Origin of the sequence: Krasilnikovia sp. MM14-A1004 (assembly GCF_047159485.1) — a bacterium.
Classification (GTDB): domain Bacteria; phylum Actinomycetota; class Actinomycetes; order Mycobacteriales; family Micromonosporaceae; genus Actinoplanes.
Map to the genome: position 1 here is coordinate 404,223 of NZ_AP038773.1, position 24,383 is coordinate 428,605.

At 72.0% G+C, this 24,383-nt stretch carries 26 protein-coding genes; 18 read left to right on the forward strand and 8 right to left on the reverse strand.

All coding sequences use genetic code 11. The features are described 5' to 3' along the window. Positions 1 to 101 precede the first annotated feature (101 nt). A complete protein-coding gene (locus ACMCNN_RS01955) occupies positions 102 to 851 on the forward strand; it encodes a phosphoglyceromutase (protein WP_412744454.1) in 750 nt (249 codons plus the stop codon). A 164-nt stretch (positions 852 to 1,015) separates the two neighbouring features. On the opposite strand, the gene phoU is transcribed toward ACMCNN_RS01955, so the two are convergent. Further along, entirely contained in the window at positions 1,016 to 1,663 is a 648-nt protein-coding gene (gene phoU, locus ACMCNN_RS01960) for a phosphate signaling complex protein PhoU (protein WP_412744455.1), read from the reverse strand. A gap of 196 nt (positions 1,664 to 1,859) precedes the next feature. On the opposite strand from phoU, the gene ACMCNN_RS01965 reads away from it, so the two are divergent. Then, complete coding sequence (locus ACMCNN_RS01965) at positions 1,860 to 3,161, forward strand: sensor histidine kinase (protein ID WP_412744456.1); 1,302 nt, start codon at positions 1,860 to 1,862, stop codon at positions 3,159 to 3,161. A gap of 14 nt (positions 3,162 to 3,175) precedes the next feature. Next, a complete protein-coding gene (locus tag ACMCNN_RS01970) occupies positions 3,176 to 3,859 on the forward strand; it encodes a response regulator (protein ID WP_412744457.1) in 684 nt (227 codons plus the stop codon). Between the two features lies 1 nt (position 3,860). Here the strand turns inward: ACMCNN_RS01970 and ACMCNN_RS01975 are convergent, their stop codons facing one another. After that, positions 3,861 to 4,742 carry a hypothetical protein gene (locus ACMCNN_RS01975; protein ID WP_412744458.1) on the reverse strand — a complete coding sequence of 294 codons (882 nt, stop codon included), beginning with the start codon at positions 4,740 to 4,742 and terminating at the stop codon, positions 3,861 to 3,863. A 111-nt stretch (positions 4,743 to 4,853) separates the two neighbouring features. On the opposite strand from ACMCNN_RS01975, the gene ACMCNN_RS01980 reads away from it, so the two are divergent. Continuing rightward, entirely contained in the window at positions 4,854 to 5,669 is an 816-nt protein-coding gene (locus ACMCNN_RS01980; protein ID WP_412744459.1) for a sugar phosphate isomerase/epimerase family protein, read from the forward strand. A 6-nt stretch (positions 5,670 to 5,675) separates the two neighbouring features. Here ACMCNN_RS01980 and ACMCNN_RS01985 read toward each other — a convergent pair whose 3' ends face one another. Continuing rightward, on the reverse strand, positions 5,676 to 6,236 hold the full coding sequence (locus ACMCNN_RS01985; RefSeq protein ID WP_412744460.1) for a CGNR zinc finger domain-containing protein: 561 nt from the start codon (positions 6,234 to 6,236) through the stop codon (positions 5,676 to 5,678). A gap of 119 nt (positions 6,237 to 6,355) precedes the next feature. Between ACMCNN_RS01985 and ACMCNN_RS01990 the strand changes: the two genes are divergently transcribed. From ACMCNN_RS01990 to ACMCNN_RS02010, 5 genes are all read left to right on the forward strand, one after another. Then, positions 6,356 to 7,276 (forward strand): proline dehydrogenase family protein, encoded by a 921-nt coding sequence (locus ACMCNN_RS01990; protein WP_412744461.1) that lies wholly within the window; start codon positions 6,356 to 6,358, stop codon positions 7,274 to 7,276. A 156-nt stretch (positions 7,277 to 7,432) separates the two neighbouring features. Then, entirely contained in the window at positions 7,433 to 7,645 is a 213-nt protein-coding gene (locus tag ACMCNN_RS01995) for a helix-turn-helix domain-containing protein (protein WP_364298909.1), read from the forward strand. A gap of 206 nt (positions 7,646 to 7,851) precedes the next feature. Then, positions 7,852 to 7,953 (forward strand): 30S ribosomal protein bS22, encoded by a 102-nt coding sequence (locus tag ACMCNN_RS02000; protein WP_007465623.1) that lies wholly within the window; start codon positions 7,852 to 7,854, stop codon positions 7,951 to 7,953. 70 nt (positions 7,954 to 8,023) lie between these two features. After that, positions 8,024 to 9,145 (forward strand): NAD-dependent epimerase/dehydratase family protein, encoded by a 1,122-nt coding sequence (locus ACMCNN_RS02005; protein ID WP_412747022.1) that lies wholly within the window; start codon positions 8,024 to 8,026, stop codon positions 9,143 to 9,145. Then, the gene (locus ACMCNN_RS02010) at positions 9,142 to 10,041 is read left to right on the forward strand and encodes a lysophospholipid acyltransferase family protein (RefSeq protein ID WP_412744462.1); all 900 of its coding nucleotides are present in this window, start codon (positions 9,142 to 9,144) and stop codon (positions 10,039 to 10,041) included. The genes ACMCNN_RS02005 and ACMCNN_RS02010 overlap by 4 nt, the downstream gene beginning before the upstream one ends. 36 nt (positions 10,042 to 10,077) lie before the next feature. Here the strand turns inward: ACMCNN_RS02010 and ACMCNN_RS02015 are convergent, their stop codons facing one another. Next, positions 10,078 to 11,247 carry a DUF5667 domain-containing protein gene (locus ACMCNN_RS02015; RefSeq protein WP_412744463.1) on the reverse strand — a complete coding sequence of 390 codons (1,170 nt, stop codon included), beginning with the start codon at positions 11,245 to 11,247 and terminating at the stop codon, positions 10,078 to 10,080. Between the two features lie 178 nt (positions 11,248 to 11,425). Further along, positions 11,426 to 12,385: an ECF subfamily RNA polymerase sigma factor, BldN family gene (locus ACMCNN_RS02020; RefSeq protein ID WP_412744464.1), complete on the reverse strand. Its 960-nt coding sequence runs from the start codon at positions 12,383 to 12,385 to the stop codon at positions 11,426 to 11,428. A gap of 293 nt (positions 12,386 to 12,678) precedes the next feature. Here ACMCNN_RS02020 and ACMCNN_RS02025 point away from each other — a divergent pair, with 293 nt between their 5' ends. From ACMCNN_RS02025 to hemB, 8 genes are all read left to right on the forward strand, one after another. Beyond that, complete coding sequence (locus ACMCNN_RS02025; protein WP_412744465.1) at positions 12,679 to 14,190, forward strand: AMP-binding protein; 1,512 nt, start codon at positions 12,679 to 12,681, stop codon at positions 14,188 to 14,190. After that, entirely contained in the window at positions 14,187 to 14,492 is a 306-nt protein-coding gene (locus ACMCNN_RS02030; protein ID WP_412744466.1) for a glutaredoxin family protein, read from the forward strand. Before ACMCNN_RS02025 ends, ACMCNN_RS02030 begins: the two co-directional genes overlap by 4 nt. A 44-nt stretch (positions 14,493 to 14,536) precedes the next feature. Continuing rightward, positions 14,537 to 15,178 carry an HAD family hydrolase gene (locus tag ACMCNN_RS02035; protein WP_412744467.1) on the forward strand — a complete coding sequence of 214 codons (642 nt, stop codon included), beginning with the start codon at positions 14,537 to 14,539 and terminating at the stop codon, positions 15,176 to 15,178. Between the two features lie 231 nt (positions 15,179 to 15,409). Beyond that, the gene (locus ACMCNN_RS02040; RefSeq protein ID WP_412744468.1) at positions 15,410 to 16,147 is read left to right on the forward strand and encodes a redox-sensing transcriptional repressor Rex; all 738 of its coding nucleotides are present in this window, start codon (positions 15,410 to 15,412) and stop codon (positions 16,145 to 16,147) included. Continuing rightward, positions 16,144 to 17,457 carry a glutamyl-tRNA reductase gene (locus tag ACMCNN_RS02045; RefSeq protein WP_412744469.1) on the forward strand — a complete coding sequence of 438 codons (1,314 nt, stop codon included), beginning with the start codon at positions 16,144 to 16,146 and terminating at the stop codon, positions 17,455 to 17,457. Before ACMCNN_RS02040 ends, ACMCNN_RS02045 begins: the two co-directional genes overlap by 4 nt. Then, positions 17,454 to 18,386 (forward strand): hydroxymethylbilane synthase, encoded by a 933-nt coding sequence (gene hemC / locus ACMCNN_RS02050; protein ID WP_412744470.1) that lies wholly within the window; start codon positions 17,454 to 17,456, stop codon positions 18,384 to 18,386. The genes ACMCNN_RS02045 and hemC overlap by 4 nt, the downstream gene beginning before the upstream one ends. Beyond that, the gene (locus tag ACMCNN_RS02055) at positions 18,383 to 19,966 is read left to right on the forward strand and encodes a uroporphyrinogen-III synthase (protein ID WP_412744471.1); all 1,584 of its coding nucleotides are present in this window, start codon (positions 18,383 to 18,385) and stop codon (positions 19,964 to 19,966) included. The genes hemC and ACMCNN_RS02055 overlap by 4 nt, the downstream gene beginning before the upstream one ends. A gap of 20 nt (positions 19,967 to 19,986) precedes the next feature. After that, positions 19,987 to 20,976 carry a porphobilinogen synthase gene (hemB, locus tag ACMCNN_RS02060; protein WP_412744472.1) on the forward strand — a complete coding sequence of 330 codons (990 nt, stop codon included), beginning with the start codon at positions 19,987 to 19,989 and terminating at the stop codon, positions 20,974 to 20,976. A 150-nt stretch (positions 20,977 to 21,126) separates the two neighbouring features. Here hemB and ACMCNN_RS02065 read toward each other — a convergent pair whose 3' ends face one another. The 3 genes from ACMCNN_RS02065 to ACMCNN_RS02075 are packed head-to-tail and all read right to left on the reverse strand — an operon-like array spanning position 21,127 to position 23,668. After that, complete coding sequence (locus tag ACMCNN_RS02065; RefSeq protein ID WP_412744473.1) at positions 21,127 to 21,369, reverse strand: hypothetical protein; 243 nt, start codon at positions 21,367 to 21,369, stop codon at positions 21,127 to 21,129. After that, the gene (locus ACMCNN_RS02070; RefSeq protein WP_412744474.1) at positions 21,366 to 22,916 is read right to left on the reverse strand and encodes a radical SAM protein; all 1,551 of its coding nucleotides are present in this window, start codon (positions 22,914 to 22,916) and stop codon (positions 21,366 to 21,368) included. The genes ACMCNN_RS02065 and ACMCNN_RS02070 overlap by 4 nt, the downstream gene beginning before the upstream one ends. Beyond that, entirely contained in the window at positions 22,913 to 23,668 is a 756-nt protein-coding gene (locus ACMCNN_RS02075; protein ID WP_412744475.1) for a prolipoprotein diacylglyceryl transferase, read from the reverse strand. The genes ACMCNN_RS02070 and ACMCNN_RS02075 overlap by 4 nt, the downstream gene beginning before the upstream one ends. Positions 23,669 to 23,754: 86 nt before the next feature. Between ACMCNN_RS02075 and ACMCNN_RS02080 the strand changes: the two genes are divergently transcribed. Beyond that, positions 23,755 to 24,372 (forward strand): hypothetical protein, encoded by a 618-nt coding sequence (locus ACMCNN_RS02080; RefSeq protein WP_412744476.1) that lies wholly within the window; start codon positions 23,755 to 23,757, stop codon positions 24,370 to 24,372. Positions 24,373 to 24,383: the final 11 nt, after the last annotated feature.

Below are 24,383 nucleotides of genomic sequence, written 5' to 3' on the forward strand. Positions count from 1 at the left end.
ACGCTATCGGCACGGATCTTGGCGCGCAGCAGGGTTTCCACGTGGTGGTCGCCACTGCGGGTCCGCGTACGCCCGCGACCGCTCTGGGGGAGGATGAGCTCATGACTGTGGGGACCCTGGTGCTGCTTCGGCACGGCGAAAGCGAATGGAACGCCAAGAATCTCTTCACCGGCTGGGTCGACGTCGACCTGAACGTCAAGGGCGAGACCGAGGCGCGCCGCGGCGGTGAGCTGCTCAAGGAGCACGGACTGCTGCCCGACGTGGTGCACACGAGCGTGCTGCGCCGCGCGATCCGCACGAGCGAGATCGCGCTGCACGCCGCCGACCGGCACTGGATCCCGGTGCGCCGGTCCTGGCGGCTCAACGAGCGCCACTACGGCGCACTGCAGGGCAAGAACAAGAAGGAGACCCTGGATGCGTACGGCGAGGAGCAGTTCATGCTCTGGCGCCGCTCGTACGATGTCCCGCCGCCCGCGATCGCGGACGACGACGAGTGGTCGCAGGTCGCCGACCCGCGCTACGCGGTCCTGCCCGACGAGCTGAAGCCCCGTACGGAATGCCTGAAGGACGTGCTGCTGCGCGCCCTGCCGTACTGGTACGACCAGATCGTGCCGGATCTGCGCACCGGGCGCACCGTGCTGGTGGCCGCGCACGGCAACTCGCTGCGCGCGCTGGTGAAGCACCTCGACGGCATCTCCGACGAGGCGATCGCGAAGCTGAACATCCCGACCGGCATCCCGCTGCGCTACGACCTTTCCGCGGACCTCAAGCCGCTGAAGGCGGGCGGCGAGTACCTCGACCCGGAGGCCGCCAAGGAGGCCGCCGCCGCGGTCGCCAACCAGGGCCGCTGAGGCATCGGGAGCGCTGAAGGCACCACGGCCGGGTCGCGTCCCTTGTGGGAGCGCCCCGGCCGCGGTGTTGGGGCGGCCGGGCGGGCGGCGAATGCGGCCCTGCCCCGGCGGCCCGTGCGGGGCGGTGGTCAGTCAGCTGACCCTCTCGCCCGTGTCCGAAACGGTCAGTTCGCGACCGACTCGCCCGTGACCAGGTAGACGACGTGCTCGCCGATGTTCACGGCGTGGTCGGCGTACCGCTCGTAGAAGCGGCCGAGCAGGGCGCCGTCGATCGCGGTCTCCGCACCGTACGGCCAGTCCTCGGCCAGCAGCACCGCGAACAGGTCGCGCTCCAGGTCGTCGATCGCGTCGTCGTCCTTCTCCAGCCCGGCGGCGACCTCAGCGTTCGGCTCGGCCAGCAGGTTCGTGATCTTTTCGGCCATCCGGCCGGCCACTTCGGCCATCTGCTGGAACACCGGCCGCAGCTCGGCAGGGACGGCGGGGGACGGGTGCCGCCGGGCGGCGGTCTTGGCGACGTGCTCGGCGAGGTCGCCCATCCGCTCCAGGTCGGCGGAGATGTGCAGGGCGGTGATGACCGTACGCAGGTCGGAGGCGACCGGGGCCTGACGGGCGATGGTGTCCGACACCAGGGCCTCGATCTGGCGGTACATCCCGTCCACTTCCTCGTCGCGCCCGATGACCGCCTCGGCGGCGGCCAGGTCGGCGGTCAGCAGGGCGGTGGTGGCCTTCGTCAGCGCGGCGCGAACCGCCTCCGACATGGTGACCAGGAGCCGATTGACCTCCATGAGATCGGCATGAAACTCTGCGCGCATCTTCTCGTCCCGGATCTCGGGGCCGCCGCTGTCGACAAGCGGTGGCCTGGGTAGGCCCCACGCTAGGGGTGTGGTGCGGCGCGGACGTGAACAGCGGTGAACGAAGCCGGGCGGGTCGGTGAACATTCCCCGACGGGTGCCGGATTTGTCCAAATTCCAGGGTTCGCCAGGTAAACAATGACCCTACGATCGCTGCGTGGACTGGGTGTACCGCGTCGGCCTCCTCGTTGCCGCCCTCGCCGTCGGGCTGGCGGCGGGGCTGCTGCTCGCCCGCGGCCGCCGGTCCGCCCGAGCGACCGCCGGGACGAGCGGCGCGGACGACCTGCGAGGAGGACGTGCCGTCGACATGGACGAAGGGCAGGCGCAGGGCAAATCCGGCCTCAAGGGGCTGGGCCGCCGGAGCCTCGACTCGCTGCGAGTCGGTGTGGTGGTGCTCGACGCGGACGACGAGCCCGTACTGGTCAATCCCGCGGCCCGGGCGATGGGCCTGCTGCGTTCCGGCGGGGCGCCGGGCACGATCGCGGCCCACCCCATTCTGCGTACGCTGGCCAGTCAGGTCCGGCGCACCGGGGTGCGCCGCGAGGTGGAGCTGGACCTGCCGCGCGGCCGCGCGGGTGGCGCCTCCGCGCCGCTCGGGCTGCACCTGCGCGCCGTCGCCCTGAACGCCACGCACGTGGCGGTCGAGGCCGCCGACGTGACCGAGTCGCACCGCCTGGCCCGGGTCCGGCGCGACTTCGTGGCCAACGTCAGCCACGAGCTCAAGACCCCGATCGGTGCGCTGCAACTGCTGGCCGAGGCCCTGCTGGACGCCACCGAGCTGCCCGAACCCGGGCCGGACGAGCAGAGCGAGGATCTGCTGGCCGCCCGGCGCTTCGCCGAGCGCATCCATCACGAGTCGGCCCGGATGGGACGGCTCGTCAACGAGCTGCTCGAACTCACCCGCCTGCAGGGCGCCGAGCCGCTGCCCACCCCCGAACCGGTGGCCCTGGACTGGGTGATCGCCGAGGTGATCGACCGGACCCGGACGACGGCCTCGGCCAAGGGCATCGACGTCGTGTACACCGGCCCCAAGGGCGCCACCGTGTACGGCAGTGACAGCCAGGTCGCCACCGCCGTGACCAACCTGGTCGAGAACGCCATCGCGTACTCGGGGGAGGACACCAAGGTCTCGCTGGCCGTGCGGCCGAGTGACGACTGGATCGAGATCGATGTCGCCGACGAGGGGATCGGCATCGCCCCGCACGACCTCGACCGGATCTTCGAACGGTTCTACCGCGCCGATCAGGCCCGTTCCCGCGCCACCGGCGGCACCGGCCTTGGCCTGGCCATCGTCAAGCACATCGCCACCAACCACGGTGGCCGCGTCGACGTCTCCAGCACCCTCGGTGGTGGCTCGACGTTCACCTTGCGCCTACCGGCGCGACCCCCGGAATCCCCACTGCCGTTACCCGCGGCGATTGAGATCGAGTCCGGTGCGACGGGACCCCGCCACCGATGACGGAAGGAACCGCTTTGGCCCGCGTGCTCGTGGTCGAGGACGAGGAATCGTTCTCCGACGCTCTGTCGTACATGCTGCGTAAGGAAGGCTTCGAGGTGTCGGTCGCGCCGACCGGGACCTCGGCACTGACGCAGTTCGACCGGACCGGGGCCGACATCGTGCTGCTCGACCTGATGCTGCCCGAGATGTCCGGCACCGAGGTCTGCCGCCAGCTGCGGCAGCGCTCCGCCGTACCGATCATCATGGTCACCGCGCGGGACAGTGAGATCGACAAGGTGGTCGGCCTGGAGATCGGCGCCGACGACTACGTCACCAAGCCGTACTCGCCGCGTGAGCTGGTCGCCCGGATCCGGGCCGTGCTGCGCCGGCACGGCAGCGAAGCCGCGGAGGTCACCACCCCGACCCTGGCCGCCGGTCCGGTCCGGATGGACGTGGAGCGGCACGTGGTCACGGTCGACGGCTCCTCTGTGCAGCTGCCGCTCAAGGAGTTCGAGCTGCTGGAGCTGCTGCTGCGCAACGCGGGCCGGGTGCTGACCCGCGGCCAGCTCATCGACCGGGTGTGGGGCGCCGACTACGTGGGCGACACCAAGACCCTGGACGTGCACGTCAAGCGCCTGCGGTCCAAGGTGGAGCCGGAGCCCAGCGCGCCCCGCTACATCGTCACGGTGCGCGGCCTGGGCTACAAGTTCGAGCCCTGAGTCAGCCCCGCTTGCGCGGGCGCGCGGCGCCGGTCGCCGGTGCGGGCGTGATGGCCAGTGCGGGCGTCATGGCCAGTGCGGCCGTGGTCGCCGGGTGCACCGCCACCAGGCCGGTCTTGAGGCGGGCCTCGCACAGCTCGGCCAGCTTCGCGTACGCCTCGTCGCCGACCAGTGCGGCCAGCTCGGCCGCGTAGCTGCGGAACATCGGCTCCGTGCCGACGTGAGCATCCGGCGAGGACGTGCACCACCAGTCGAGGTCATGGCCGCCGGGGCCCCAGCCGCGCCGGTCGAACTCGGTCAGCGTGCTCTGCAGCACCTTGGTGCCGTCGGGGCGCTTTACCCAGTCCTGCTCGCGGCGTACCGGCAGCTGCCAGCACACGTCGGGTTTGTAGGTGAGCGGATGCTGGCCGTCGCGCAGGGCCTGGGCGTGCAGGGCGCACCCGCCGCCACCGGCGAAGTCCGGGTCGTTGAGGAAGACGCACGGCCCGTCGTCGGGCTGGGTGGCCGTACGCCGGGCCGGTTTGGTCCCGTCGACCGTGTCCATTTCGGTGTAGTTCTTGAAGCCCCGCCGGTAGTGCTGCCAGGTCTGCGGGGTGAGCTTGGCGGCGGCCGCCTTGATCCGGTGCTCGTCGTCGGCATCGGTGAAGAAGGCGCCGTGCGAGCAGCAGCCCTCCCGCGCGTGTCCGGCGATGATGCCGTGGCAGGCGGAGCCGAACACGCATGTCCAGCGCGACAGCAGCCAGGTCAGGTCGGCGCGCACCACGTGCTGCTCGTCGGCGGGGTCGACGAACTCGATCCACTCGCGAGGGAAGTCGAGGTCGACCTCGCGGTCGCGCGGGGCGTCGGATTGCAGAGTGATGCTTACGGGGGTCTTGCGGCTCACCCCTGACAGCGTACGCGGGGGTGAATCCGAGTGCGGGATGTCGACCTGTTTCACATCGTATGTCCTGATCGGCCCCGGAGAGGGCGCGCGGCACGGGTCTACCCTGGTCCCGTGGCCTTCCGCGTCCCTGTGCTCCTGTCCAGCTCCTCGGTGTTCCCCGAACCCACCGCGGCCGCGTTCGAGATGGCGGCCACCGTCGGCTACGACGGTCTTGAGGTCATGGTGTGGACCGACGCCGTGAGCCAGGACGCCGGCGCCCTGCAGGGCCTGGCCGACCACTACGGCGTGCCGGTGCTCTCCGTCCACGCACCGTGCCTGCTGGTCACCCAGCGGGTCTGGAGCCCCGACCCGTGGGAACGGCTGAACCGGGCCGCCCAGCTGGCCGAGACGCTCGGCGCCCCGACCGTGGTGGTGCACCCGCCCTTCACCTGGCAGCGCGACTACGCCCGCAGCTTCGCGGCCGGTCTGGCCAAGGTGCAGGCCCGGCACCCGGACACGACCTTCGCGATCGAGAACATGTACCCCGTGCGGATGGCCGGGCGGACCTTCGTGCCGTACGTGCCGGGCTGGGACCCGACCAAGACCGGGTACGACGCGTACACGCTCGACCTGTCGCACTGCGCAGCGGCTCGCGGCGACGCGATGGAGATGGCCGACCGGATGGGCGCCGGCCTCAAGCACGTACACCTGGGGGACGGCACCGGGGAGGGGCGCGACGAGCATCTCGTGCCCGGCCGGGGCGCTCAGCCCTGCGCGGAGCTGCTGCGGTCGCTGGCGCCGCGCGGATTCCGGGGCTCCGTGGCGCTGGAGGTCTCCACCCGCAAGGTGACCAGCCGGGCCGTCCGCGAGGCGGATCTGCGGGAATCCCTGGAGTTCGCCCGCCGCCACCTGGCCGCCGCCGACTCCCCGGCCTCCGTGCCCAGCTGACCGGCGTCAGACAGGGGCCGCGGCGTCGGCCGGGGACAGGGTGGTGACGGCGGCGCGCTTGCGGGCGCGGTGCGCGGCCACGTGGGAGCGGGTGGCGCAGCGTTCCGAACAGAACCGGCGGCAGTTGTTCGACGACGTGTCGAGGTAGACGTTGCCGCAGCGGTCGTCGGCGCAGATGCCGAAGCGGGCGCTGCCGTACTCGCAGAGCCAGACCGACAGGCCCCACACCGCGCCGGCCAGGAACTCGGCGCTGACCGAGGCGCCGCGGCTGGTGACGTGCATGTGCCAGTCGTGGGCGTCGTGCCCGGAGATGCGCGGCTGCACCGGGAACGCCTCCAGCAGCGCGTTCAGCTCCGCCACGACCTCGGCGTCGCGGCCGGTGGTGCCGTACTCGAAGATGTCGCGCAGTCGGCGCTGGGCGCGCCGGAAGACCGGCAGGTCCTTCTCCACGACCTCGTCGCACATCCACGCCTGGTCGTCGGTGAACAGGGCGCGCAGCCCTGCGAAGTCGTCCAGGCCGGCGTTGACGAGATCCACGGCGGTGCGCGCGTACGCGTCGAAGTTCACCCGTCAACCGTAGCCAATGCGAGCCCGTCGGTGCCGCGTCCGAATGGGCACGACCGGGCGTGCCCGTGGCGGTGACCGTTGGCCGCAGGCACCGAGCAGGTGGGCGATACGCTCGGCCCATGCTCCGTTCCGTCATCCTCGCCGCCGCCGGCTCCAGCCGGATGGAGCGGTTCGTCGCCAATGCGCCCATCAGTAAGAACATCGTCCACCGGTTCGTCGCGGGTGACGGTACCGAGGACGCCCTGCGGGTCAGCCGGGAACTCGCCGACGACGGCCTGGCCGTCAGCCTCGATCACCTGGGTGAGGACACGCTGACCGCGGAGCAGGCGGAGGCGACAAAGGATGAGTACCTGCGGCTGCTGGGCCGGCTGAAGGAGACAGGTCTGACCCCGGCGACCGAGGTCAGCGTGAAGCTGTCGGCGCTCGGGCAGAAGGTCGACGACCGTACGGCGTACGAGCACGCGCGGGCGATCTGCGCGGCGGCGGCCGAGGCGGGCACCACCGTGACCCTGGACATGGAGGATCACACGACCACGGACTCGACCCTGGAGATCCTGGCCGAGCTGCGCAAGGACCACCCGACGACCGGTGCGGTGCTGCAGGCGTACCTGCGGCGCACCGAGGGGGACTGCCGGGAGCTGGCGGCCAGCGGGTCGCGGGTACGGCTGTGCAAGGGCGCGTACGCGGAGCCGGAGTCGGTGGCGTTCCAGTCGGCGCTGGACGTGGACAAGTCGTACGTACGGTGCCTCAACATCCTGATGGCCGGTGAGGGTTACCCGATGCTGGCGACCCACGACCCCCGGCTGATCGCGATCACCGAGGACCGGGCCCGCTGGTTCGACCGCGACCCGTCCGAGTTCGAGATCCAGATGCTGTACGGCGTACGCCCCGACGAGCAGGCCCGGCTGGCCGCCGCCGGGTACACCGTGCGCGTCTACGTCCCGTACGGGGATCAGTGGTACGGCTACCTGATGCGCCGCCTGGCCGAGCGCCCGGCGAACCTGGCGTTCTTCGGCCGCGCCCTGACGTCCCGCAAGTAGCGCGGAAATAGCCAATTCGGGGGAAATGCCACGAATCCCCTGCGTGTCGCCTTGACTTTTTGGTGGCGTTTTCACGGAACGCATCGCCCTGGTCACAGCCGTCTCGATACCGTACTGATGACACGCACGTCGGCGCGAAGGGAACGGTGCGAGGAGATGACGGGACCAGCCCAGTCCGAGGAACGTCTCTCGGAGGTGCGCTTCCTGACCGTGGCCGAGGTGGCCGCGCTCATGCGGGTCTCCAAGATGACCGTCTATCGCCTGGTTCACGGCGGCGACCTCACCGCCGTACGGGTCGGCCGCTCGTTCCGCGTGCCGGAACACGCAGTTCATGAGTATCTGCGCGGGGCGTTCAGCCAGACTGCCTGACGGCCCGGCGGGGGCCGTGTTGGTCCGGGCGCGACCGGGCCGCTACGCTGGAGCGGCTGGTTCCCAGGTCTTCGTGCGCGCATGCGGTGTTGGTGCTCACCACCACCGCCGAGCGCCAGACCTGGGCAGCGGTCCAGTTCGGAGGCCGGACGCGTCGACGTGCGCGGTCCGCTCCGACCCCTACATGGTTTCGAGAGGCTTGTCGTATGGGCTCCGTGGTCAAGAAGCGCCGCAAGCGTATGGCGAAGAAGAAGCACCGTAAGCTGCTGCGCAAGACCCGCGTCCAGCGTCGCCGTCTCGGCAAGTGACCCCCGGCCGGGCCGCAGGCCCGGCCGCGTCACCCGCCCCACCGCCGCCGACCCCCGAAGGGCATACGTGGTGACGTCTTCCGCCCCGGCTGCGCCGCGGGTCGTCGTGGTCACCGGGGTCAGCCGCCTACTCGGCGCCCATGTGGCGTCGCGGCTTGCCGCCGACCCACGGGTCGAACGCGTCATCGGCCTGGATCCGCAGACCCCGCCACCGGCCCTCGCGAGCCTGCTGGGGGAGGTCGAGCTGATCCGGGCCGACGCGCGGGCCGCCTCCGGCGCGCTCGCCGACCTCGGCGCGGAAGCGCTCGTCCACCTCGCCATCAACGGCGCGCCCGACCCTGCCCAGGGCGGCCGCGCGGCGATGAAAGAACAGAACGTCATCGGTACGATGCAGCTGCTGGCCGCCGCCCAGGGCGCACCCCGGCTGCGCAAGCTCGTGGTCCGCTCGTCGACCGCCGCATACGGCGCGTCGTTCCGGGACCCGGCCGTGTTCACCGAGGACACCGAGCCCCGCGCCGTGCCGCGCGGCTCCTTCGCCCGCGACATCCTCGACATCGAGGGGTACGTGCGCGGCTTCCGCCGCCGCCGGCCCGAGGTGACCGGCACAGTGCTGCGGTTCGCGCCGTTCATCAGCTCCTCCGCCGAGACCAGCCTCACCCGGTACTTCGCCCAGCCGGTCGTGCCCACGGTGCTGGGCCGCGACGCCCGGCTGCAGTTCGTGCACGTGGATGACGCGCTGGAGGTCCTGCACCGCGCGGTCATCGAGGACCATCCGGGCACCTTCAACGTGGCGGGCGCCGGGGTGCTCAACCTGTCCCAGGCCGTACGGCGGGCGGGCCGGATCTCGGTGCCGTTGCCCGAGTCCACCCTCTCCTCGCTGGGCGGGGTCGCCCGTACGGTCGGCATCGGCCAGATCGGCCTCGATCAGATCGACCTGTTCGTGCACGGCCGGGTGGTGGACACGGCCCGGCTGGTGGCTGAGTTCGGCTTCACGCCCCGCACCACCGCGGCCGCGTTCGACGACTTCATCCAGGGCCACATGGGTGGCAGCTCACTGACCGCGGACCGGCTGGCCGTCGCCGAGCGCGCCATCCTCGAGGGCATCCGCAGGGTCCGCGCGGCCGCCGCCCATCGCCCCGCCATCGAGGCGGGTCCGCACGAGACCGCGGTGGGGGTGGGGGAGCAGCAATGACCCTGGACGAGAACACGCGGCCCGGCCCGGACGAGCCCCCTGCGCGGGACGTGCTCGACGTCTGGGATCACCGGGTCGCGAACGGCCTCGCCTTCCTGCGCCGCCGCCTCGCCGGGGCGTACGAGGTCGACGACTTCGGCTTCGACCCCGAGCTGACCGACACGGTCTTCTACCCGATGCTGCGGCTGCTGTACCGGGACTGGTTCCGTACTGAGGTGTTCGGTGTCGAGAACGTGCCGGACGACGGCGGCGGGCTGGTCGTCGGCAACCACTCGGGGACGATCGCGCTGGACGCGCTGATGCTGTCCGTGGCGCTGCGCGACCACACCCCGGCCGGACGGCATCTGCGTCTGCTCGGCGCGGACCTGGTGTTCAGCGTGCCGGTGATGTCCGAGCTGGCCCGCAAGGCAGGCGCGACCGTCGCCTGCAACCCGGACGCCGAGCGGCTGATGCGTACGGGCGAGATGGTCGGCGTCTTTCCCGAGGGCTTCAAGGGGATCGGCAAGCGTTTCTCGGAGCGCTACAAGCTGCAGCGCTTCGGCCGGGGCGGGTTCGTGTCCGCGGCGCTGCGTACCGGCACCCCGATCATCCCGGTCGCGATCGTCGGTGCCGAGGAGATCTATCCGATCCTGGCCGACTTCAAGCCGCTGGCCCGCCTGCTCGGGATCCCGTACTTTCCGGTCACGCCGACCTTTCCGTGGCTGGGCCCGCTGGGGCTGGTGCCGCTGCCCAGCAAGTGGCTGATCCAGTTCTGCCCGCCCATCCCGACCGCGCACCTGCGCGACTCCGCCGACGATCCGATGGTGGTCTACAACCTCGCCGACCAGGTACGCGAGACCATCCAGGCGACCCTGTACGCCCTGCTGGAAAAGCGGCCGGACCCCTTCGGCCTGTAGCCGTCCGGGATCCGGCCGCCGCGTGGGGCGTTCGGGTCAGGCGCCGCCGCCGAAGATGCCGTTCAGCAAACCGCCGAGCAGCCCCTGATCGTCTTCGGAGCTGTCCTGCGTGGCGGCGGACGGTGCCGGGGAGGCCGTCGTCGGTGCCGGGTCGGCGTCGGTCTGCGCGGGTACCGCGTCCGCGTTCTGCTTCCGATCCGGGGCGGGCTCGTCGGCCGCGCTCGGTTCCGGCTTCGCCTTCGCGGTGTCCTTCTCGGCGGTGGCCCCGGACTTGCCGGACTTCTCGGAACGGCTCGGCTGCAACCGCTCGGTCGCGGTGTCCGTACCGGCCGGGCAGTCGAGCAGTTTCGGGCCCAGCGTGTCCGTTCCGTCCGGGACGGGCTCGGCGCAGGCCAGGCCGGCCTTCAGGTCCTTGGCCCGCTGCAGGACGTCGTCGAGCAGGTTGAGGGACGTGACCGCCCGGGACCGGTCGAGCTGGCCCAGCCCGTCCAGGACTCCGGTGAGGCTCCGCTGCTGGCCGAGCGCGAAGGACTCGATCGTGGCCAGCGGCCCGTCGTCGTGCCGGGCGACGGCCGCCGAGGTGAGCAGCCGTACCCCCGTGCGGGTGTCGGTGTCCATGTCGTCGAGGATGTCGCCGAAGCGGCCGCTGTCGGAGCCCAGCGCGGTGGCCTCGGCCAGCCGGTTGCGGGCGAAGTCCAGCCAGAGCTGGCCGCGGGTCAGCTCGGAGCCGGCCATGGCCAGCTGGGCGCGTTCGGTGGAGCGTTTGACGCCGTACAGGGCGTCGCCGGGGGCCGCGTTGTCGCTGGCCGCGGAGATGCCGGAGACCGCCATGGCGCCGGCCGCCACCCCGATGACGATGGCGCCGCGGGCCCGGAACCGGCGTGCCGTACCGACCCGGAGGGCGCCGCCGGAGTCCACGGCGCCGACGGGTGCCGACACTCCCGCCGCCTCCGTTGGCGACGCCGTACGGCCGATCCCGTCGCGCTCCGCGGTGGCGACCAGCATGGCGCGCAGGCCGACCCGGAACTCGGGATCGACCTGGACACCGGGCCGGACCGCGGCGAGGCTGTGACCGATCGCAACCAGCCCGGCGAGCTGCTCGTCAGCCTGGGCACGGGCGTGGTGCCGACGCCCGCCGGTCGTCTCGTCGAGAAGCTCCGCGAAGCGCTCGGCACTGCGACGGTCGAGGAAATCGAAGTTCACCACGGGCACCTCCCTTCGCTCGTGAATGAGTCGTCGGCTCCGTTGCCGGCGGTTGCGACGCGGAAGTGGGACTTGCGGTCCAACGCGGGTCGCATCCGGTCAAACGCGCGGTGGGCGCGTACGGTTACGGGTCGGGGACTGTCGGCGGGCGCTGTAGAGATCGACATCGGGGAACGCGTCGTCACCACTGGAACCCTTCGGGCAACAGCCGGGCGAGCGCCCGGACGGCCCGGTACTGCAGGGCCTTGATGGCCCCCTCGTTCTTGCCCATCGTCTGTGCCGTCTCGGCCACGCTGAAGCCCTGGAGGAAGCGCAGCACGATGCACTCCTGCTGTTCCGGGTTGAGCTGCTTGACCGCGGTGAGCAGGGCGACGTTGGTGATGTGGTCCACGACGGCCGCCTCGGGGCTGCCCTCGGGGCCGCGGTCCTCGCGATCGGCGTCCAGGACGTCCCCGGTGGTCACCTCCAGGCGGTACCGGCCTGACTTGAAGTGGTCCGCGACCAGGTTCCGGGCGATCGTCACCAGCCAGGCGCCGAGGTCGCGGCCCTGCCAGGTGAAGCTGCCGATGCGCTTGAGGGCGCGCAGGAACGTGTCCGAGGTGAGGTCCTCGGCGAGCTGGCGGTTGCCCACCCGGAAGTAGACGAACCGGAACACCGTGTCGACGTACCGGTCGTAGATCAGGCCGAACGCCTCGGCGTCGCCCTCCTTCGCCCGCTCGACCAGCGCCCACACCTCGGCGGCCGCGTCGCTGGGATCCGGGCGCGCCGGATACCTCGGTGGCTCGGTCTCGGTCGGCGGCCCGGTGGTGCTCTGCGTGGGTACGACCACCCCGGTGTCACCCTCGGCCGTCGCGGTCTCGCCGGGCCGGTGCCCGGGGCCGGGCTGGGCGGGCATCGGGGGCCGGCCCGGCACCACCACCCGGCCCGCCACCGGCTTGACGTTGCCGCCGGGCGGCAGGTGCTGGCCGGGTGACTGGTTGAGCGGCGGGCGGTTGGGTGCCCGCCGGGTGCCTTCCCCACGGATCGCGTGCGCGATCATCCCGTCCACGCTGCGCCGCAGGCCGTTCAGGCCCTCGGTGAGCGCGAGGCGTGCGGCGAACACGTCACGGCGGTACGGGTCGCCGGCGTACACCTGGCTCACTGCGCCTCCTAGTCCGGCAATCGGTCAATTCACAACAAAAGGGGTGGGGCCGTCCCGCAAAGCTGCCGGGCCGACCTCACCCACCGGTGTGGAGTCCGTTACACGAGTGGGAAGTGTTACGGACCTTGAACACACGGAGTCGCACACCGTGTGCGCCGAGCGAGATTAGCCCGAAGTGGCACACACCGGACGTCAGGAACTTTGTGTCATCATGTCGGGCACGGTCGAGGCGGGGGACGGACACCGCGTCCGTGGCACCCGTTCGGGTGGCCGATGTGCCAGACTCGGGCCTCGTGCAGGACGATGCTCACGACCCCGTACGCGCGGCCGCCGCGCGCCGTCCCGACGCCCCCGCCCTGATCGCGGGCGAGGCGGCGCTGACCTGGCAGGAGCTCGACGCACGCGTCGACGAGGCGGCCCGCCGCCTGTGGGCGCTGTGCCCCCGGCCGGGCGCCAGGGTGGCCCTCGTCCTGGGCAACACCCTCGACTTCGCCGTCACCTTCTACGGCGTGCTGCGCGCGGGACTGGTCGCGGTGCCGCTCAATCCGGGCTACACCGACGACGAGCTGACGTACGCGCTCACCGACGCCGGGGCCGCCGTGGTGGTCGCCGAGCAGGCGGTGCGCGACCGGCTGTCGGGCGGGGCGGTGGTCGTACCCCCCGAACTGCCCGCCGCGGACGGGCCCGCCGCCGCCCCCGCCACGCCGCGCGCCGACCAGATCGCGGTGCTGCTCTACACCTCCGGCACGAGCGGGCGGCCGAAGGGCGCCATGCTCAGCCACGCCGCGCTGGCCGCCAACCACCACCAGCTCGACCGGATCGACCCGCCCGTGGTCGGCCCGGACGACGTCGTGCTGCTGGCCGTGCCGCTGTTCCATGCCTACGGGCTGAACACCGGGCTGGGCACGGTCGCGCACCACGGTGCCTGCGGGGTGCTGGTCGACAAGTTCGACCCGGCCGGGTCCCTGGCCACCATCGCCCGGCACGGCGTCACCGTGACCCTCGGCGTGCCGTCCATGTACGCGGCCTGGTCCTCCCGCCCCGATGCGGCGCAGGTGCTGGCCGGGCTGCGGGCCGCGGTGTGCGGCGCCGCCCCGCTCGATCCGGAGGACGCGGCGCGCTTCCAGGAGGTCTCCGGCGTCCGGATCATCGTCGGGTACGGGCTGACCGAGACCGCCCCCGTGCTCACCACCACGGCGGTCGGCACCCGGCACAAGACCGGTTCGATCGGACGGCCGCTGCCCGGAGTCTCGCTGCTGCTGCGCACCGCCGACGGCGCGGTGCTGTGGCGCGACGGCACCGCCTCGGTCGACGAGGACCTCGCCGAGCTGGATCTCGCGGTCGCCGACTCGGACGGCACCGACCCCGGCGAGATCGTGGTGCGCGGCCCCAACCTGTTCTCCGGCTACTGGCCCGACGGGCACGGCGGCCCGGACTCCGACGGCTGGTGGGGCACCGGCGACATCGCGTACGCCGACGGCGAGGGCGACCTGGTGCTGGTCGACCGCATCGGCGAGCTGATCCTGGTGAATGGCTTCAACGTCTACCCGGCGGAGATCGAACGGGTACTGGCCGAGCACCCCGGGGTGGCCGAGGCGGCCGTGATCGCGGCGCCGGACCCGGAGACCGGCCAGGCGCCGCACGCGTTCGTGGTGGCCGCCGCCGATCCGCCGCCGACGCCTGCGGAGCTGCGGGAGCACTGCTCGCGGTGGCTGGCCCGGTTCAAGCTGCCGAAGGCCATCGACCTCGTCGGCGAGCTGCCGCACTCCCCGATCGGCAAAGTCCGCAAGAGCGCCCTCTCATGACCGAGCGCACAGAGGGATCCCGGAGGGATGCCGAGGGCGGGCCCGCCGCCAGGTTGACGCTGATCAGCCGCGACGGCTGCCACCTGTGTGAGGTCGCCGAGCAGGTGCTCGACCGCATCGCGGCGGAGACCGGCGAACTGTGGACCCGGATCGACGTGGACGGCTCGATCGAGCTGGAACGCGACTACGGCGACCGGGTCCCAGTGCTGCTGCTGGACGGCCGCGAGCACGGCTACTGGCGGGTCGAGGAGGCCCGGCTGCGGCGTGATCTCGCCCGCCCGCCGGGAGCGCCGCCGCTGTGAAAATCACGTCGATGGGTGTCGCAGGCGGCCGCTAAGGTCGTCGGGTGGCGCGCAAACACCTGGTCTGGGACTGGAACGGCACCCTGCTCGACGATCTGCACCTCGTGGTCAGCTCGACGAACCACGCGTTCGCCGCGACGGGCGGGCGCAGCGTCGACACCGACGAGCACCGGCGCCGGTTCCGCCGCCCGGTCGCCGAGTTCTACGCCGAGATCCTGGAGCGGGCCGTCGACGCCGAGGAGTTCGGCCGCCTCGACCGGATCTTCCACGAGGCGTACCGGCTGGGGCTGACCACGGCGTCGCTGGCCGCCGACGCCCAGGCAGCGCTCACCGCCTGGCCGGGCACCCAGTCGCTGCTGTCCATGTGGTTCCACGACGAGCTGGTCCCCGCGATCGACACGTACGGGCTGGCCGGGGTCTTCGCGCGGGTCGACGGGCTGCGTACCGAGGTCGGCGGCGACCTGAAGGCGGGGCACCTCGCACGCCACCTGAGCGAGCTGGGCGTCGCGGGCACCGACGTGGTGTTGATCGGCGACTCGCTCGACGACGCCAGCGCCGCGCAGTCCGTGGGCGGCGTCGCGGTGCTGTACACCGGGGGCTTCACCGATCCGGCCCGGCTGCGGGCCTCCGGCCTGCCCGTGGCGGACACGCTCGTGGAGGCCGTGGACATCGCCCGGGGGTTGTGACACCCGTCGTCGAAGTGGCCGAGCGGCCCGTCCGAGGGCCATACTCGAACGCGTCGGCGGCAGCTAGCACGTCGACCCGACGTTTGTCCAGTTCTCCTATCAAGATCGCGATTTGTGCACGCCTTCACAAGCGCCTACTGTGTGAGTCCGGCGGGACCCGCTACCACAGCCACGTTCGACAGGTCTGCAGGGGTTCGCCGTAGGTTCGCCACCTCGTCGGCACGGAGTCAGATGAGCCAGCAGCGGCACGGAAGCACACCCGGCAACGCCGGCGCCGTCCCCGCCTTCCCGGATCTGCCGGAGGCGACGATCGCGCGGCTCCCGGAGTACCTTCGCGCGCTGCACCACCTCGCCGAGACCGGCGCGGACACCATCTCCTCCGAGGGCCTCGCCGCCGCCGCGGGGGTCAACTCGGCGAAACTCCGCAAGGACCTGTCCCACCTTGGCTCGTACGGCACCCGCGGGGTCGGCTACGACGTCGCCCTGCTGGTCGACCAGATCGAGTACATTCTCGGCCTCGACCAGCGCCGCGCCGTCTGCCTCGTCGGGGTCGGTAACCTCGGCCACGCCCTCGCCGGGTACGCGGGCTTCGCCAGCCGAGGCTTCCGCATCGTCGCGCTGTTCGACGCCGACCCCGCCCGGGTCGGCGAGCAGATCAACGGCCTCACCGTCCGGCACTTCGACGAGTTGCCCCGCGTCGCCGCCGCCGAGGCCCTCGCGATCGGCGTCATCGCGACCCCGGCCAACGCCGCCCAGGGTGTCGCCGACGGCCTCGTCGCCGCCGGGGTGACCAGCATCCTGAACTTCGCGCCGTGCGTGCTGTCGGTGCCGCCGGGAGTCGACGTCCGCAAGGTCGACCTCGCCATCGAACTGCAGATCCTCTCTTTCCACGAGCACCGCAAGGCCTCGCTGACCGCCCTGCCCGGCGGGCGCGAGAACACCGGCGGGCAGGAGGCGGTCGGGTCGTGAACCTCCTCAGCGTCGGTGCGTCCTACCGCACCGCGAGTGTCGGCACGCTCGAACAGCTGGCCATCGCCGAGTCCGACATCCCCGTCATGCTGCAACGCCTGGTCGCCCAGCCGTACATCGGTGAGGCGGTCGTGCTGTCCACCTGCAACCGGGTCGAGGTGTACGCCGCGGTCACCGGCTTCCACGGCGGCCTCGGCGACGTCTGCTCCGTGGTCGCCGACCATTCCGGCGTCGCCGCGGGCGATCTCGCCGGGCACCTGTACGTGCACTACGACGAGGCCGCCGTCCGGCACCTGTTCCGGGTCTCGTCCGGCCTGGACTCCATGGTGGTCGGCGAGGCGCAGATCCTCGGGCAGCTGCGCGACGCGTACCACGCGGCGACCGAGGCGGACACCGCCGGGCGGCTGCTGCACGAGCTCATGCAGCAGGCGCTGCGGGTCGGCAAGCGGGCGCACGCCGAGACCGGCATCGACCGGGCCGGGCAGAGCGTCGTCACCGCCGCCCTGGACCTCGCCGGGGACCACTTCCCGGACGGGGTCGAGGGCCGTACCGCACTGATCGTCGGTGCCGGGGCCATGGGCGCGCTGTCGCTGGCCACCCTCACCCGCGCCGGGGTCGGGCCACTGCGGATCACCAACCGCAGCGCGGCCCGGGCCGACCGGCTGGCCGAGGCGTACGGCGCGACACCGGTTCCGTACGCGGACCTCGACGAGGCCCTCGCCGACGTGGACATCGTGGTGACCGCGACGGCCGCCCCCGACCCGGTGCTGACCCGCGATCGCCTCGCCGCCGTGCTGGCCCGCCGGGCGGGCACCCAGCCGCTGGTCGTGCTCGACCTGGCCGTCCCGCGTGACGTGGCCACCGACGCGGCCGAGCTGCCCGGCGTCGTCGTCATCGACATCGACGGCCTGGCCAGCGGTCGCCGCAGCACGCCCGCCGCCGCCGAGACCGCCGCCGTCGAGCAGATCGTCGCCGCCGAGGTCGAGCATTTCCTCGCCTGGCTGCGCGGCGCCGACATCGCCCCGACCGTGGCCGCCCTGCGCACCCGCGCCGACGAGGTGGTCGCCGCCGAGCTGGCCAAGCTGACCTCGCGGCGACCCGAGTTCACGGCCGAGCAGCGCGCCGACGTGTCCCGTACGCTGCACCGCGTCGTGCAGCAGTTGCTGCACTCGCCGACCGTGCGGGTGCGCCAGCTGGCCGCCGAGCCGGGCGGCGACCAGTACGCGGCGCTGCTGCGTGAGCTGTTCGACCTGGACGTGCCGCTGGCCACCCAGGCCGACGCAGTACCCGAGATCGGGGGGACTTCATGAGTGCCGCCCTGCGCCTGGGCACCCGGGGCAGTGCCCTCGCCCTCGCCCAGTCCCAGATGGTCGCGGATTCGCTGACCGCCGCCACCGGCCGTGCCGTGGAACTGGTGCGGATCCAGACCGCCGGGGACCGTTCGGCCGAGCCGGTCGCCCAGCTCGGGGTCGGGGTGTTCGTGTCGGCGCTGCGTGACGCGCTGCTGGCCGACGAGATCGACTTCGCTGTGCACTCGTACAAGGACCTGCCGACCGGCAATCACCCGCGGCTGCACATCGCGGCCATCCCGCAGCGGGAGGACCCGCGCGACGCGCTGGTGGCCCGCGACGGTCTGACGCTGGCCGAGCTGCCGCCCGGCGCCGCGATCGGCACCGGTGCGGTGCGCCGCATCGCCCAGCTGCACGCGCTCGGCCTGCAGCTGGAGGTCACGCCGATCCGGGGGAATGTGGACAGCCGCATCGCGCGGGTGCTCGGCCCGTCCGCCGACCTCGACGCGGTCGTGCTGGCCCGCGCCGGCATCGCCCGGCTCGGCCGGACCGCCGAGATCACCGAAACGCTGGACCCGATGCTCATGCTGCCCGCCCCCGCACAGGGCGCGTTGGCCATCGAGTGCCGGGCCGGCGACTCAGACCTGGTCGAGCTGCTGGCCGTGCTCGACCACGCACCGACCCGGACCGCCGTCACGGCGGAACGGGCGATGCTGGCCACGCTGGAGGCCGGGTGCTCCGCCCCGGTCGCGGCACACGCCGAACTCGCCGAGGGCGAGCACGGTGACGAGATATACCTGCGCGGTGCGGTGATCAGCCCGGATGGGGCCCGAGCCATCCGGCTGTCGCGTACCGGAACGCCCGCCGACGCGGCGGAGATCGGCAAGGCATTGGCCGCCGACCTCCTCGACGCCGGCGCCGATACCCTGATGGGGAGCACAGAGAAATGACCACCCGCACTCGTAAGTCCGGCGGCCGCATCGCGTTCGTCGGCGCCGGACCCGGCGACCCGGGCCTGCTGACCCGCCGGGCCCACGACGCCCTGGCCGACGCCGACCAGGTGGTCTACGACCGCGGCGTACCGGAGTCGCTGCTGACAGCGATCCGTGCGGAGGCCAAGGAGGACGCCCAGTTCAGTCCGGCCGAGGGCGCGCCCGGCGACGTCGCCAAGGTGCTGCTGTCCGCGGCCAAGTCCGGCCTGTCGGCGGTGCACCTCGTGGCCGGCGACCCGTTCGGGCACGACTCTGTCGTCAAGGAGGTGCAGGCCGTCGCCCGCACCGCCGTGCAGTTCGAGGTCGTGCCCGGCGTGGGCCAGGCCGCGGGCGTCGCCACCTACGCGGGCGTGCCGCTGCCCGGCGTGCGCAGCGTCGCCGACATCGACGACATCTCCGCCCTGGACTTCGACGCGCTGGCCGCGGCCGCCGCGCGCGGCTCGTTCGCTGTCGCTGTCGACGCCGGTGACCTCGCCACCGTCCGCGACGGCCTGATCGCCGCGGGCGTCGAGGCCGGCACCCCGGTCGGTGTGACCGGCGACGGCACGGGCGAGACGCAGTACACCACGACGTCCACCGTGGACAGCTTCGTCGCCGCGGCGCTCGGCTTCACCGGCCGCGTCGTGCTCACGGTCGGCGCGAACGTCGCCCACCGCGACAAGCTGAGCTGGTGGGAGAACCGCCCCCTGTACGGCTGGAAGGTGCTCGTCCCGCGTACCAAGGAGCAGGCCGGGGCGATGAGTGCCCGGCTGCGCGCGTACGGGGCGATCCCGTGCGAGGTGCCGACGATCGCTGTCGAGCCGCCGCGTACCCCGGCGCAGATGGAACGCGCGGTCAAGGGCCTGGTCGACGGCCGGTACGCGTGGGTCGTCTTCACCTCTGTCAACGCCGTACGCGCGGTGTGGGAGAAGTTCGGCGAGCACGGCCTGGACGCCCGCCACTTCGGCGGCGTGAAGATCGCCTGCATCGGCGAGGCCACCGCCGAGGCGGTGCGTGCGTTCGGCATCCAGCCCGAGCTGATCCCCGCCGGGGAGCAGTCCAGCGAGGGCCTGCTGGCCGAGTTCTCGCCGCACGACGAGATCCTCGACCCGGTCGGCCGGGTGCTGCTGCCGCGCGCCGACATCGCCACCGAGACCCTGGCCGCCGGCCTGATCGAGCGGGGCTGGGAGGTCGACGACGTCACCGCGTACCGGACGGTGCGGGCGGCGCCGCCGCCGGCCGAGATCCGCGACGCCATCAAGTCGGGCGGCTTCGACGCGGTGCTGTTCACGTCGTCCTCCACGGTGCGCAACCTGGTCGGCATCGCGGGCAAGCCGCACGCCCGTACCGTCGTCGCCGTGATCGGCCCGAAGACCGCCGAGACAGCCACCGAGTTCGGCCTGCGGGTGGATGTGCAGCCGCAGCACGCCTCGGTGCCGGACCTGGTCGAGGCGCTCGCCGAGTACGCCGTGGAACTGCGCGAGAAGCTCGCCGCCATGCCCGCCAAGCAGCGCCGCGGTTCCAAGGTGCAGGGACCCACCGCGCTCCGCTTCCGCTGACCATCCGCTAGGGGATCACAGTGCCGTACCCCGAGATCCGTCCCCGCCGGCTGCGCCGGACCGCGGCCCTGCGCCGCCTCGTCGAGGAGACCAGGGTCGCCCCGGCCGAGCTGGTGCTGCCGCTGTTCGTCAAGGAAGGGCTGACCGAGCCCCGCGCGATCAGTTCCCTGCCGGGCGTGGTGCAGCACTCGCGCGAGTCGCTGCGCAAGGCCGCGCACGAGGCGGTCGGTGCGGGCGTCGGCGGCCTGATCGTGTTCGGCGTGCCCGAGCAGGCCAGCAAGGACGAGACCGGCTCGGCCGGTCTGGACCCGGACGGCATCCTCAACGTGGCGATCCGCGACGTGATCGCCGAGGTCGGCGACGCCACGGTGGTCATGGGCGACCTGTGCCTGGACGAGTTCACCACGCACGGCCACTGCGGGGTGCTGGCTCCCGACGGCAGCGTCGACAACGACGCCACCCTGGAGCTGTACGCCCAGATGGGCATTGCGATGGCCGAGGCCGGGGCGCACGTGGTGGCCCCGTCCGGGATGATGGACGGCCAGGTCGGCGCGATCCGCAGGGGCCTGGACCGGGCCGGGCATCAGGACGTGTCGGTGCTGGCGTACGCGGTGAAGTACGCGGGCGCGTTCTACGGCCCGTTCCGGGAGGCCGTCGAGTCCACGCTGCAGGGGGACCGGCGCACGTACCAGCAGGACCCCGGCAACATCCGGGAGGCGCTGCGCGAGGTCGACCTGGACGTGGCCGAGGGCGCGGACATGGTGATGGTCAAGCCCGCCCTGCCGTACCTCGACGTGATCGCGGCGGTCCGGGACCGGGTCGACGTCCCGGTCGCGGCCTACCAGGTGTCCGGCGAGTACGCGATGGTCGAGGCGGCCGCCGCGAACGGCTGGGTCGACAGGGAACGCGTCATCGTGGAGAGCCTGACGTCGATCAAGCGAGCGGGCGCCCAGATCATCCTCACGTACTGGGCGACCGAGGCCGCCCACCTCCTGCGCCAGCGCTACTAGCCGCGCAGCTGACTCGAGATCCAGCTGCGCAATCGGCCTCGTCGACGAATTCGGCGTTCCGCGGGAGTTGTCGATCACCGTGGCAGCTTGATGTCGCCGCTGCCTTCCGTCGATGGAATCCGCATCGTGCGGGCTCCGAAACCAGTTCAGTCAGGTCCACCGGATGACCGCACCGGCGGCGCCCGCCACCGCCAGCACCGCCAGGTAGGCCAGCACCAGGCGGACGTCCCGTAGCAGGCAGGCGGACCGGCGCAGCCCCTGCCGGTGCGCCCGCAGGTAACCCGCGAAGGCCAGCACCGCGAACGCCACCACGGCGACCGGCCCGGCCAGCCAGGTCAGTGCCGCCACGGTCGCGTACACGCACAACCGAAGTGGATCGTGCGGGGCACTCACGGCGACACCGCCCGCGGCAGCCGCTGGGCGGCCAGCTGGGGCCAGGCCTGAACGGCGCAGAACGGCGCGCACTGATCCCGCTGGTCCCGCCGGGTCGCGACGTGGATGCAGCACTGTGTCAGCCGTTCCTCGACCATCGTCGCCATGTCCATGAACGGCTTGACGGTGATCCGTGTGACCCGGTCGGCCAGCATCCGGCGCAGCCGCTCGTGGCTGCCCGGCAGGGCCGAGGACGCCAGCGTGGCCAGCGTGCCGATGCCCAGGTCGCAGTTGGTGCAGATGTCGCGCCACAGTTCCCCGATCCGGGGATGGGACAGCGACGACTGTTCGGACAGCAGCCCCAGCAGGGAGTCCTTGACCGCTTGCCGCAGGTTGACGGGCAGGTCGGTGTCGGCGATCCGGTTGGCCACCAGGTCGGGCGACAGTTCCAGCAGTTCCAGCAGCGTCTGGGTGCCGATCAGCGCGGTCAGCGAGCGCCACCGCCCGGTGTCGTCGCGCAGCAGGTACCCCACCGAGCAGCAGTGCGGATGGGAGCAGGGCAGGGCGGTGAGGTCGCGCCAGGTGACCAGGTCGCCGGTCTGCGGGCCGAGCCGGGCCAGGACGCCGGTGTGGGTGAGCCGGTCCCGCCAGTCGATCGGCGCGGAACGGCCGGACCCGAACTGCGGCTGGATCGACACCCCACCCACGTACGGGGTGTCGAGCGCTCGCTTGAGCACGGCTCCGATCTGGTCCTCGTTGACGCCGAGCGCGGCCGTCATGGTCAGGGTGGTGAAGATGCCCCGCTCGCTGAGCCGTTCGATCGCCTGGTCCTTGATCCGCCGCAGGTCGGCGCCCCGGTGCAGGCGGTGTGCCCGTTCGCTGACCCCGTCGTACTGCAGGTAGACCTCCAGACGGTGCCGGTGGCGGGCCAGCAGGTCGAGCAGCGCGTCGTCGCGGGCGACGGCCAGGCCGTTGGTGTTGAGCAGGATGCGCACCACCGGCCGGGCCACCAGCTCGTCTAGCAGGTCGCCCAGCTGCGGGTGGAGGGTGGGTTCACCCCCGGAGAGCATGAGTACGTCGAGCCGCCCGTTCTCCCGGGAGATCCGGGTGTCGACACTGGCCAGGATGTCGGCCATCGGTACGACCGACTCCACGGCCGGTGACGAGTCGGCGAAACAGGTGGGGCAGCGCAGGTTGCACGTGTCGGTCAGGTCGGTCAGCAGGATGCAGGTGTGCTGGGTCTGCATCTCGGGCAGCCCGTCGAGGTAGCCCGCGGGGATCGGCGTGAAGTTGCCCGCCAGGTCCGGCCGGTGCTGTTTGGTGGGCGCGGTCCACTGTTCCAGGTATTCGAGGATCTCCGGGTCCTCGTCGTACAGGGTGCTGATCAGGCCGTGGCGGGGGCAGCCGCGTTCCAGCCAGACCCGGCCGTCGCGGATGACCAGCCGGCCCGACAGCCGGGCCACCTCGGCGAGGTCGCGCTCAGGATCCTCGTTGTGGCACCGCGGACAGAAGGCGTTGACGTACCGATGGATGCGGTCGCCGCGCAGCGGCATGCCGAGCGTGCTCATCGGACCTCCACTTTTCCGCTCACCTTCCAGACCCGCCAGACCCGCCAGGCCAGCAACGGCGCGCAGCACAGCAGGAACCACTGCGGCCGGGTCAGCCCGTCGGCCACCACCTGATTGCCGCGGACGAACTCGACCCCGAACCGGAAGATCGCGTATCCGGCGAGGTATCCCGTGAACAGCGCGTCCGGCCGGGTGACGCGGTCCCGCAGCAGCACCAGGGCGCCCAGGGCCAGCACATGAAAGACGATTTCGTACGCGAAGGAGGGGTGCAGTGGCACGCCGGCCCGCGCGCCCGGGAAGCGGGCCGCGGCCTCCGGGGTCAGGGTGATGCCCCAGCGGCTCCCCGTCGGGGTGCCCGGAAGCTCCGTGAGCAGGCAGCCGATCCGGCCCACCGCCATTCCGGCGGCGACGGCCGGGGCGAAGAGGTCACCACTGTGTGCGGTGTAGCCGCAGAGCCGTTTGGCGACGAGCACCCCGGCGTACGCGCCGAACAGCCCGGACAGGATGCTGCGGTTGCCGTACAGCCATTGCTGGGCGAGGCCGGCGTTGTCGCCGAGCCGGAGATGCTGCAGCCAGGTGCCGATCCTGGCGAAGACGGCGCCGCCGGTCAGCGCACCCGCGACCAGGTACCAGAGCCGGGGGTCATGCCGTCCGCGCCGGTGCGTCTCGACAGCGAAGACGCCTCCCGCCACGGCCAGTCCGAGTCCGACGAAGAGCTCATGTGTCTCGACCGGCACAGTACCTAATTGCATCTTGCTAGATATAGCCACTATGTCCGTACTATATGGGTCATTCTTCCCAGGTGACACCGAACCGGCCACCGAGTCATGCCGAGGCTATGCACGGCGTCGAACAGCGGATGGCGGCGGTGCTGCGCGACTGCCCGGGTGTCATGGCCATCCCGCTGCCGCCGGCGCGGCTGAAACAAGAGGCCATGCTGGCGCCGGCCACGGCGGGCAACCGGGTCCGGGCCGGCGCAATAGCGGTCAACGTCCCGCCGGAGCAGGCATTCGCCGCGGTGGCCCTCCACTGCCAGCGCACCGGCTACGAGATCACCGACGCCACCGGAATGGACGGCCGATTGCTGATCGCCCGGGATCCGGCGGGCTTCGTGGTGACCCTGCACCAGCAGGCCGCTGAGGCCCCGATTCTGATCGTCGCGTCCCCTGTGCAACCGGGCCTGTCCACGTCGGGCCGGATCTGGGCCGGCGTCGCCACGGGCGCGGCGGCCGGCTTCTTCGCTCCGTGCATCGCGGGGCTCAGCCCCCTGTCCGACCTGCCGCACCTGGTCGGCCTGGACGCGCCGTGGTTCGCCTGGGTGCCGTTCTTCGCTCTGGCCGTGCTGGGCCTGCTGATCCATCCCACCTCCCGCTGGTTCGGCACCGGCGTGCTCATCGGTGGCTCGGTGGTCGGCATCACCATGGCCAGCATCTGTTCCGGGCTCGGCGCTCAGTAGGAGAAACGCGC